General features: G+C 32.0%; 9 protein-coding genes and 2 pseudogenes. All 11 read left to right on the top strand.

Annotation, left to right across the window (positions count from 1 at the left end; translation table 11 throughout):
- A pseudogene (locus tag HGPT_RS08855) lies at positions 1-807 on the top strand (cysteine desulfurase family protein); the annotation flags it as partial.
- 4 nt (positions 808-811) lie between these two features.
- Positions 812-2,095, top strand: coding sequence for an AI-2E family transporter (locus tag HGPT_RS03970; protein WP_019138573.1), 1,284 nt, complete (start codon positions 812-814; stop codon positions 2,093-2,095).
- Between the two features lie 77 nt (positions 2,096-2,172).
- On the top strand, positions 2,173-4,785 hold the full coding sequence (gene alaS / locus HGPT_RS03965) for an alanine--tRNA ligase (protein WP_019138572.1): 2,613 nt from the start codon (positions 2,173-2,175) through the stop codon (positions 4,783-4,785).
- A 48-nt stretch (positions 4,786-4,833) separates the two neighbouring features.
- Positions 4,834-5,088, top strand: coding sequence for an IreB family regulatory phosphoprotein (locus HGPT_RS03960; RefSeq protein WP_019138571.1), 255 nt, complete (start codon positions 4,834-4,836; stop codon positions 5,086-5,088).
- Positions 5,089-5,145: 57 nt separating this feature from the next.
- Positions 5,146-5,561: pseudogene (ruvX, locus tag HGPT_RS03955) on the top strand (Holliday junction resolvase RuvX).
- A gap of 8 nt (positions 5,562-5,569) precedes the next feature.
- Complete coding sequence (locus HGPT_RS03950; protein WP_019138569.1) at positions 5,570-5,809, top strand: DUF1292 domain-containing protein; 240 nt, start codon at positions 5,570-5,572, stop codon at positions 5,807-5,809.
- A 9-nt stretch (positions 5,810-5,818) separates the two neighbouring features.
- Positions 5,819-6,277 (top strand): Fur family transcriptional regulator, encoded by a 459-nt coding sequence (locus HGPT_RS03945; protein WP_019138568.1) that lies wholly within the window; start codon positions 5,819-5,821, stop codon positions 6,275-6,277.
- Positions 6,277-7,938: a ribonuclease J gene (locus tag HGPT_RS03940; protein WP_019138567.1), complete on the top strand. Its 1,662-nt coding sequence runs from the start codon at positions 6,277-6,279 to the stop codon at positions 7,936-7,938. The genes HGPT_RS03945 and HGPT_RS03940 overlap by 1 nt, the downstream gene beginning before the upstream one ends.
- Positions 7,939-7,980: 42 nt before the next feature.
- The gene (locus HGPT_RS03935; RefSeq protein ID WP_019138566.1) at positions 7,981-8,637 is read left to right on the top strand and encodes an O-methyltransferase; all 657 of its coding nucleotides are present in this window, start codon (positions 7,981-7,983) and stop codon (positions 8,635-8,637) included.
- Entirely contained in the window at positions 8,624-9,853 is a 1,230-nt protein-coding gene (locus tag HGPT_RS03930; RefSeq protein ID WP_019138565.1) for a peptidase U32 family protein, read from the top strand. Before HGPT_RS03935 ends, HGPT_RS03930 begins: the two co-directional genes overlap by 14 nt.
- Positions 9,843-10,460 carry a uridine kinase gene (gene udk / locus HGPT_RS03925; RefSeq protein ID WP_019138564.1) on the top strand — a complete coding sequence of 206 codons (618 nt, stop codon included), beginning with the start codon at positions 9,843-9,845 and terminating at the stop codon, positions 10,458-10,460. The genes HGPT_RS03930 and udk overlap by 11 nt, the downstream gene beginning before the upstream one ends.
- Positions 10,461-10,560: the final 100 nt, after the last annotated feature.

The raw sequence follows: 10,560 nt of genomic DNA, 5'->3' as shown, positions 1-10,560 counted from the left end.
AAAGTGGGGAGCAGAAACTTCTCTAATATCAGTTGATGGGGAAGGATTTGTAAATCTAGATGAAATTAAATCTTCTATAAAAGATTCTACAAGATTAATATCCATAATGTTTGCTAACAATGAAATAGGAACAATTGAACCACTTAGAGAAATATCAAAAATGGCAAAAGAAAAAATGTTTTATTTCATACAGATGCAGTACAAGCTATAGGAAATGTAAAATTCAAGATTGATGATATTGGGACAGATATGCTCTCTTTATCTGGTCACAAACTTGGAGCTCCTAAGGGAGTTGGATTACTCTATATAAGAGATGGAGTCGACTTAGACAACTTTATGGATGGTGGAGAACAGGAAAGAGGAAAAAGAGCATCCACAGAAAATCTTGCATCAATAGTTGGACTTGCAAGAGCAATGGAAGATGCTTACAATAATATTGAAGAAAATATTTCTTACACAAGGGATCTTAGAGACTACACCATTGAAAAACTTTTAAATATTGATGGAATTGTTTTAAATGGTCCAAGAGAAAATAGATTACCTGGGAATATAAATATCACTTTAAAAAATACAAAACCACAAACTATGGTTCAGTATCTTGATATGTTTGATATATGTGTTTCATCAGGATCTGCATGTGCAGCAGGAAGCATTAACCCATCCCATGTATTAAGAGCAATTGGAAAAAGTGAAGAGGATTCTCTTTCCATGCTTAGACTTTCCCTAAATCACGACAACACAAAAGAAGAATGTGATTTTGTAGTGGAAAAAATTAATCAGGGGATGAAAAAGTTCAAAAACAGGTGATATTATGTTAGAGCAAATTTCTGATAATGCTGCAAGATTTATGGTTTATGCTCTCGCCATCTTATCAATCTTTCTAATATTTTTAGCTATTTATTATCTAGTAAATATTGGAAATAGATACATAGAAGGCAAAAAGAGAATAAGCATAGATTTAAGGCTTATCACAAAAATATTTTTGGGAATACTTGCTATATATTTAATAAATATAATTTTTAACAAGTTTCCAATTCTTGGTTACACTCTTTCGTCTGTAATAATAGCAATTATTTTTGCCTATATTATTGATCCAATAGTAAACTACTTGGAGAGAAAGGGAGTTAAAAGACAGTTTGGTGTAATTATAGTTTACATTTCAGTAATACTTATCTTTGGAATACTTATAGTTTCAGTAATACCAAAGACAATAAATGAAGTTTCAAACTTACTTGCAAGTCTACCTGCCATGGTGGACACTTTAATAAAAGATGTTAATAATTTTTTGACAGAAGTTTTTGCAAAATTTAATATAGAACTTCCAGAAAATTTTATCAATGTCTACAAAGAATCCAATCCAAAGGTTAATGGAAATGTTGAGACACCTCAAATAGTTTCAGATATTTTGGATTCAATGAAAAAGGCTATTAACGAATTAATAGTGAAAATGCAGGGTTCTCTTATGGGATCCTTATCTAATATAGTTTCAAAACTATATGGATTTTTAACTTCTGCTTTTAGACTTGTTTTAATAATTATATTTTCCTTCTACTTTTCAGTGGACAAGGAAAGATTTATATTAAAAGTAAAAAAGGCAATGCCAAATAAATATAGAGAAGATATTTCTTATCTTACAAGTAATATTGACACAGCTCTGCAACAATTCATTAGGGGAAGAATGTTATTGGCAATTTTCGTAGGTGTTTTAACTATGCTCTACCTATTAGTTCTTAGAGTAGACTTTGCCATAATAATTGGTCTTATAACTTGTGTGGCAGATATTATTCCATACATTGGACCTTTCCTTGGTTGTGCACCAGCAGTTTTATTTGCCTTTATGGATTCGCCAATGAAAGCACTTTGGGTTCTAATTTTATTTGTAATTGTTCAATGGATAGAAAATAATATTTTGGCACCAAAACTAATTGGAGATTCAACAGGACTTAACCCACTTGTAATTTTAATTTCAATAATTATTGGTGGTGGAATATTTGGTGTATGGGGAATGGTAATCTCTGTTCCATTGACGTCAATTATCTTTATACTCGTTGATTTTATCAAAATAAAATACAATGATAGATACAGCTCTAATTGACATTCATATTCTTTATAATTATAATATTTATAGCACATCCTCCCAGGGTATGGGAGGATTTTTAATAGGAGTTGTATATGAAATATTTAGGTTTACACGATATAAGAACTGAATTTTTAAAATTTTTTGAATCAAAAAAACACTATATATTACCAAGTTTTTCACTAATTCCAAAAAATGACAAATCACTTCTTTTAATAGGAGCTGGAATGGCACCAATGAAGAAATTTTTCACTGGAGAAGAAGTTCCACCTGCTAAAAGAGTTACTACTTGCCAAAAATGTATTAGAACTGGCGATATAGACAATGTTGGTTTAACAGATAGACACGCAACATTTTTTGAAATGCTTGGAAATTTCTCCTTTGGAGATTATTTTAAGCACGAAGTTATCCCTTGGGCTTGGGAATTTTTGACAGTTAATCTTGAAATTCCAAAGGAAGATCTTTGGGTAACTGTTTATCACGAAGATGATGAAGCCTACAACATTTGGAAAGATGTAGTTGGAATTCCTGAAGAAAAAATTATTAGACTTGGAAAAGAAGATAATTTCTGGGAACTAGAAGTAGGTCCATCAGGTCCTTGCTCAGAAATTTATGTAGACAGAGGTTTAGAACACGGCAGTGAAGATGAAAGACCTGGTGGAGAAGGCGACAGATTTATTGAAATTTGGAATCTTGTTTTCACACAATTTGACAAGGACGAAGAAGGAAACTACAATCCACTTGCCCATCCAAACATTGATACTGGAATGGGACTTGAAAGAATTGCTACAGTTTTACAAGAAACTGACAATATTTTTGAAATAGATGCAATAAAAGATATAATTGAAGAAATTGCTAAGCTTTCTGGTAAGGAATATGGCAAAGATAAGAATTTAGATATTTCCTTTAGAGTAATAACAGACCACATAAGAGCTATGACTTTTATGATTTCTGATACTATTGTTCCATCTAATGAAGGAAGAGGTTACGTTCTAAGAAGACTTATTAGAAGAGCAGCAAGACACGGAAGAAAACTTGGAATAAAAAAAGCTTTCTTATATGAAGTTTGTGACATGGTAATTGATTCTTGGGGAGAACAATATTCTGAATTAAAAGAAAATAGAGAATCCATAAAAGAAATAATTAGAAGAGAAGAAGAAAAATTCTTAGAAACTATTGATGGCGGCCTTGTTAGACTTAATGGTCACATAGAAGAAATGAAAGAAAATAATGAAAAGTTATTAGATGGAGAAAAGGCATTTAAACTCTATGACACTTATGGTTTTCCAATTGACTTGACTGAAGAAATCTTAAAAGAAGAAGGTCTTGACGTAGACATGGATGGATTCAAAAAGGAAATGGACGACCAAAAGAGAAGAGCAAGAGAAGCTAGAAATGATTCCAATGTTGGCTGGTCTAACCAAGATAACAAACATCTTTTTGAAGGACTTTCCAATGAATTTTTAGGATATGAAAAAGATGAATGTCAAGCTGAGATAAGAAGAATAATTTTTGATGATGAAATAGTTGACTCTGTAGAAGAAGGAGAAGAAGCTATAGTTGTTCTTGACAAGACTACTTTCTATGGAGAAAGCGGTGGACAAGTTGGCGACACTGGAGAAATTATTTCTGATAATTTCAAATTAAAAGTTACAGATACTAAAAAAACTAAGGATGGACTTCACCTTCACCTAGTAAAAGTTGAAGAAGGAAGACTTGAAAAAGCTCCTGTTAAAGCTATTATTGATTCAAAGAGAAGAAATAATATTAGAAGAAATCACTCAGTAACTCACTTACTTCACAGAGCCTTAAAAGATGTTTTGGGAAGTCATGTAAATCAAGCTGGATCTTTAGTTATGCCTGATAGAATGAGATTTGACTTCTCCCACTTTGATGCAATGACTAAGGAAGAGTTAGCTCAAGTTGAAAAAATTGTAAATGAAAAAATCTTTGAAGCTCTTCCAGTTGATACAAAAATTACTGGACTTGAAGAAGCAAAAGAAATGGGTGCCATTGGATTATTTGAAGGTAAATACAAGGACGAAGTTAGAGTTCTTTCTATGGGAGATTATTCTCGTGAACTTTGTGGCGGTACTCATGTAACTAATACTTCAGAGATTTCCATGTTTAAAATTCTATCTGAAAGTGGTATAAGTAATGGAGTAAGAAGAATTGAATCTATTACAGGACCTGCAGTTTACAATTACCTTAACGAATTAAGTGATAAGGAAGATAAAATAGCTGGCGAATTAAAATCAAATAGAGATGAAATTCTTCAAAAAATAAAATTAAATATAAAAAATCTAAAGGAAGCAAATAAATCTATTCAAAAACTTGAACATGATCTTGCCAAGGATCAAATTTCTGGACTTACAAATGAAGTTAAAGAAAAAAACGGCATTAAATATGTGGTTAAGAAATTCGATGGAGTAGATGTAAATACACTTCGTGATCTAGCTGATGAAGTTAGAAATAAAGTAGGATCAGTTGTTGTATTATTTGCAACTATAAACGATGATAAATTAAACTTTGTATGTGCAGTTTCAAAAGACCTAGTAGAAAAGAAAATTGCTGCTGGAAAATTGATAAAAGAAATCGCCAAAGTAGCTGGCGGTGGCGGCGGAGGTAGACCTGATATGGCAACTGCTGGTGCAAAGGACATAGATAAAGTCGAAGACGCTCTAAATAAGCTAAGTGAGCTTTTATAATAATATCAAAATAGATACTTTTATGATATAATCTATTTGGAGGTAATTATGGGTCAAAATAACAATACACAAATTTTTGAAAAAAGCAGTTTGGAACAAGAAAGAATTAAGAGTATTTTAAGAACAGTTTATAATGCTCTAGAAGAAAAGGGATACAACCCAACTGACCAAATTATAGGATATATATTATCAGGCGATCCAACATATATTACAAGTCATGATAATGCAAGATCCATGATACAAGAAGTAGAGCGTGACGAGCTTTTACAAGAAATGTTAAAAGTTTATTTAGAAAAGATTTGAGATGGCTAGACCATCTCTTTTACATATTATATATGTACCTGTAAAGGTTGTGGTTAAATGAATAAAGTTTTAGGCCTTGACGTAGGAGATGTCTGGATTGGGGTAGCCATTAGTGATGCCTTATTGCTTACAGCACAGCCTCTTATGACTATAAAAAGAGAATCAAATAAGATAGCCTATGAAAAAATTCATGAAATTATAAAAGAGAACAATGTAGAAAAAATAGTGGTAGGTCTTCCCAAGAACATGAACAATACTATTGGACCTCAAAGTGAAAAAGTTATTAAGTTTGCAGAAAAGTTAAAGAATAAATATAAAGTTGAGATTGAATATGTAGACGAGAGAATGACTACTTTGATGGCAGAAAAAGTTTTAATAGAGGGTTCTGTTCGAAGAGAAAATAGAAAAAATATATAGATAAAATTGCGGCGACTTACATCCTGCAATCCTATCTGGATAGATTAAATTTATAGGTGATAAAATGGAAAAAATAAAATTATATGACGAAAATAATAATGAAGTTGAATTTTTTGTTGATGCAAAATTTTCTATTGATGACACTGATTATGTCGCACTTTATACTGATGAAGATGATCCAGAAATTTATATATTAAAAGTAATAGAAGACGAAAATGGTGACGAACTTCTTGCTGGCATCGATGATGATGAGTTAGAAGAAGCTAAAAATGCTTATGAAGAACTTCTTGACGAATTAGACTAGGTGACATTTATGGATATAAATATTGAACCTGTTAAAAAAATTTTAAAGGACAGTGGATACAAGTACACTAAACAGAGAGCAAAAGTTTACGAAGTTTTTCTATATAACAAGGACAAACACTTGACGACAGAAGAAGTTTATAATTTAGTTGCAAAAAAAGATCCTGAAATGGGAATTGCAACTATTTATAGAACTGTGCAATTATTTCACAAGCTTGGAATTTTAGATCAAATAGCTTTTGATGATAATATCTTGAGATATGAACTAAGAATTCCAACAGAAGGACACAGACACCACCATCTCGTTTGCATAAATTGCGGAAAAGTAGAAGAAGTTGATATTGACAACTTAAATGAACTAGAAGCTGAAATAGAGAAAGAAAAGAATTTTAAAATTATTGACCACACTCTAAAATTTATGGGTTATTGTGAAGACTGCCAACACAAAATTGAGGAGAAGGCAAATTAATGAGAAACACAAATAAGGTGAAGATTATCCCACTGGGTGGACTTCACGAAATCGGAAAGAATCTTACACTAGTTGAGTATAGAGATGATATTATTATCATCGACTGTGGTATGACTTTCCCAGAAGATGAAATGCTTGGTATTGATGTAGTGATACCAGATGTAACTTATCTTGAAAACAACAAACACAAGATAAGAGGACTTGTCCTAACTCATGGTCACGAAGACCATATTGGAGCAATTCCTTATGTTTTAAGAAAATTAGACCTAGATATTTATGGAACAGGTCTAACAATTGGACTATTAGAAAACAAATTAAAAGAACACAGACTTTCAAGAGATAAACTTCATGTAGTAAGTGCAGGAGATGTAGTAAAACTTGGCAAAATGGAAGTTGAGTGGATAAATGTAAACCACTCTATCCCTGATGCTTGTTCTCTTGCTATTAAGACTCCACTTGGATATGTTTACCACTCAGGTGACTTTAAGGTGGACTTCACTCCAATTAGTGGAGAACCAATTAATTTAACTAGAATTGCTGAAATTGGTCAAAAAGGTGTACTTGCCATGATTGGCGAATCTACAAATGTACTAAGAGAAGGCTACACAATGAGTGAGTCTAAAGTAGGGGAAACTTTTAATAGATTGTTCCAAAATTTATCTGATAATAGAATTATAATTGCAACTTTTGCATCTAATGTTCACAGAGTTCAACAAATTATAAATTCTGCAGAAAAATACGGCAGAAAAGTTGTCCTATCTGGTAGGTCAATGGTAAATGTAACTGAAACTGCAAGAAAACTTGGTCAATTTAGAGTTAAAAAAGATACTTTTGTAGATATAAAAGATATGCACAAGTATGATGACAGCGAACTTGTACTAATAACAACAGGTTCTCAAGGGGAGCCTATGTCTGCTCTTACGAGAATTGCCTATGGTGAACACAGAAAAATTCAATTGACACCAAATGATGCAATTATTCTTTCAGCAACTCCTATACCAGGAAATGAAAATGCAGTTACAAAGGTAATAAACAGACTTCTTGAAAGAGGAGCAAAGGTAATTTATGAAACTTTATCAGAAATTCACGTTTCTGGTCACGCTTGTCAAGAAGAACTAAAGCTTATTTTGAGTCTTATTAAACCAAAATATTTTATTCCAGCTCACGGTGAAGTTAGACACCTTATGAAGCACGCAAGCATTGCTCATCAAATGGGAATGCCTGAAGAAAATATCTTCATAATGGAAAATGGTAACTGTCTTGAAATTTCACAAAAAGACGCAAAACTAGTTGGAGATGTTCCATCAGGTAATATTTTAGTTGATGGACTTGGAGTTGGAGATGTTGGAAATATTGTTCTAAGAGATAGAAAGCACCTATCAGAAGATGGACTAATAATTGTTGTTATCACTATAACAAAAGAAGGAAAAGTAGTTTCTGGTCCAGACATTATTTCAAGAGGTTTTGTATATGTAAGAGAATCTGAAGATTTAATTGAAGATGCAAAAAATGTTGTAAGAAAAATCTTAAAAGAAGATTCTCGCGAAAACTTAAAGGATTGGAATGGACTTAAATCTGATATAAGAGATGACTTGAGATCATATATTTTCAAAAACACAAAGAGAAATCCTATGATTTTACCAATTATTATGGAGGTTTAGGATATTTAGGGAATCTAACAGGTTCCCTTTTTTAGAGGAATTATGCCAAATATAAATTACGATTATATAGAAAATTATTTAAGAGATTTAAAAGATATAAAAGATGAAAAACTTCTTGAAATGAGTAAGTATGCAGAAGAAAATCATGTGCCTATAGTTGAAAGGGAAAGTGAAGAATTTATAAACTTTCTAATTTCTATGAAAAAGCCAAAAAAAATTCTTGAATTGGGCACAGCCATAGGTTATTCTTCCATTTCCTTTGCCAAGAGAAATAAGTGCATAGAGAAAATTGACAGTGTAGAATTAAAAGAAGAAATGGTTGAAATAGCAAGAAAAAATATTTCAGATGTTGGACTTGATGAAATTATTCACGTTCACAATAGCGATGCCTATGATTTTTTAGTTCACTTAGAAGAAAAGTACGATTTAATATTTATAGATGCAGCAAAGGGTCAATATGAAAAATATTTTGATTCTGCCCTAAAAAACTTAAATGAAAAGGGAATAATCCTCTGTGACAATGTCCTCTTTAAGGGAATGATAGCGGAAGACTCCCTTGTAAAGAGAAGAAAAATAACCATAGTTAAAAGACTTAGGAAGTTTTTAAAAGATATTTCTAGTGATGAAAGATTTATTTCATCTGTTGTTCCCATTGGGGATGGAATACTTTTAGTAAGGAGAAAAGATGAAGAAGATTGAACTTTTAGCACCAGCTGGTGATATTAATAAATTAAAAACTGCAGTGGAATATGGTGCCGATGCAGTATATCTTGGTGGAGAAAGTTTTGGACTTAGAAAAGCATCCAAAAACTTTTCCATGGAAGATATAAAATGGGCAACAGAATACCTGCACGAAAGAGGAAAAAAAATCCACGTTACCTTAAATATAATTCCTCACGACAAGGACATTAAAGGCGTAGAAGAATATATTAAGGACTTGTATGATATTGGAGTAGATGCCCTTATAGTTGCTGATCCAGGAATGTTTATGAAGGTAAAAGAAGTAGCGCCAGATTTTCCAATTCATATTTCAACTCAAGGATCTGTTACTAATGCACAAACTGTAAAATTCTGGCAACAATTGGGAGCAGAAAGAGTTGTAATGGCGAGGGAACTCAGCCTAAAGGAAGTTTCTGATATAATAAAAGAAGTTGGAGATTCCATTGAGATTGAAACTTTTGCTCACGGTGCCATGTGCATGTCCTATTCAGGAAGATGTCTTCTTTCAAACTATATGACAGGAAGAGATGCAAATATGGGTGACTGTGCCCAACCTTGCAGATATAAGTATCACCTAGTAGAAGAAAAAAGACCTGGAGAATATTTCCCAATAGAAGAACATGACGAGGGAACTTTTATTATGAATTCAAAGGATCTGTGTATGATTGAACACATTGATGATATGATAAAAGCAGGCATAGCCAGTCTAAAAATCGAAGGCCGTGTAAAAAGTGAATACTATCTTGCCACTGTAATAAGGTCTTACAGAATGGCAATTGATGCTTATTATGCTGACCCAGAAAATTATAAATACGATCCTTATCTATTGGAAGAAATCAAAAAAGTAAGCCACAGAGATTTTACAACAGGATTTTTCTATGGAAAAGCCAATGAAAACTCTCAAGTTTATAAGGACAACTCTTATATTAGAGGTTATGATTTTGTTGGGATAGTCCTTGATTATGACAAAGATACAAAAATTGCAACTATTGAGCAAAGGAATAGAGTCTTTGTGGGAGAAAAAATTGAAATTTTTGGACCTGTAATCAAACATTTTGACTACAAGATAGAAAAAATGTTTGATGAAAAAGATAATGAAATAGATGTGGCAAATAAGGCAAAGCAAATTTTTAAAATAAAAGTCGATGAAGCTATTGAAAAAGGATTTATTTTGAGGAGAGAAAATGAAGAATAAGGCTTGTATCATTGGAATATGCGGTGGTAGTGGTAGCGGCAAAAGTACTGTCACAAAAAAATTAATTGAATTAATTGGAAGAGATAATGTATCTGTTATAGAACAAGATTCTTACTACAAAGATCAGTCAAATCTAGTATTTGAAGAAAGGGTTAAGACAAATTATGACCATCCTCTTGCTTTTGACAACGACCTTTTATTTGAACATCTAAAAATGCTAAAAGAAGGCAAGTCAATTGAAAAACCAATTTATGATTTTGCCCTTCACAATAGAAAAGATGAAATAGAAATAGTTGAAGCAAAACCAATTATTATCCTAGAAGGTATTTTAATTTTTAATGAAGTTAATTTAATTGACATAATGGATATAAAAGTTTTTGTAGATACAGATGCTGATGTTAGAATAATTAGGAGAATAAAAAGAGATATGCTTGAAAGAGGAAGATCTCTTGATTCTGTAATAGACCAATATCTTGCCACAGTTAGACCATCTCATCTTCAATTTGTTGAGCCATCAAAGAGGTATGCTGATTTAATAATTCCAGAAGGCGGCGAAAATGAAGTTGCCATTGACATCCTCTACCAAAAGGTTAAATCTTTAGTATAAAAATAATATAAAAAAATTTTTAGAAGTGTTGACAATCTTTAGAAGCTGTGTTATTATAATGCTTGTTATTAAAGAAGAAGTCCGCTTCTCACCTGATGGC

The sequence above is a fragment of the Peptoniphilus timonensis JC401 genome (genome assembly GCF_000312025.1).
Taxonomy (GTDB): Bacteria; Bacillota; Clostridia; order Tissierellales; family Peptoniphilaceae; genus Peptoniphilus_A; species Peptoniphilus_A timonensis.
Note: the sequence above shows the minus strand (reverse complement) of the source record. Positions and strands in the feature narration are given on the sequence as shown.